At 43.8% G+C, this 694-nt stretch carries 1 protein-coding gene; it reads left to right on the forward strand.

What is annotated here, in order from left to right; all coding sequences use genetic code 11:
- A partial coding sequence (locus tag NGM62_RS21980) for an IS4 family transposase (RefSeq protein WP_262250446.1) occupies window positions 1–680 on the forward strand: 680 nt, incomplete at its 5' end.
- Between the last annotated feature and the right edge of the window lie 14 nt (window positions 681–694).

The following is a 694-nucleotide window of genomic DNA, read 5'->3' on the forward strand; positions in this document are numbered from 1 at the left end:
TTATCCTAATCACCGATGGGAAATACCATGACAGCAACTCGCTGGACATCCTGATCCCCATCCCAGAGGCGATATATGTAATGGATAAAGCTTACGTTGATTTCGCAGCTTTGCACAATATCGATGTTTGCGGCGCATACTTTATCACCAGGGCCAAATCTTCCATGGATTTCTCCGTTGTTGAAAATAATCCCAATATCCATCCACGGACAGGGCTGCTTGCCGACCGTACCATCATACTGAACGGGTACAAGTCCAAAAAGCTGTATCCCGGCCAATTAAGGCTGGTGGAATACTACGACAGTGACAAAGAAGTCGAACTGGCATTCCTTACCAACAACTTCGAGGTATCCGCTCTTGAAGTAGCTCGGCTTTACCGCCACAGGTGGCAGATTGAAGTGTTCTTCAAATGGATAAAGCAGAACCTGGTCATAAAATCCTTATGGGGGCATTCTGAAAATGCGGTCAACACCCATGTCTGGATAGCCATTTGTACCTATCTTATCGTAGCCATGGTCAAGCATAACCTGAAAAGCACGCTCTCCATTTACGAAATCATGCAGATCCTCGGAATCTCGGCGTTTGATAAAACACCGCTAAAGGATCTAATCGCTCAGGATCAAAAAAATCAAAGTGTCAAAGAACAAAAATTGTTAAACTTATTTGATGCAAAAAGTTAACGCATCAGTACTAA

Origin of the sequence: Parapedobacter soli, from assembly GCF_025460835.1 — a bacterium.
Taxonomy (GTDB): domain Bacteria; phylum Bacteroidota; class Bacteroidia; order Sphingobacteriales; family Sphingobacteriaceae; genus Parapedobacter; species Parapedobacter soli.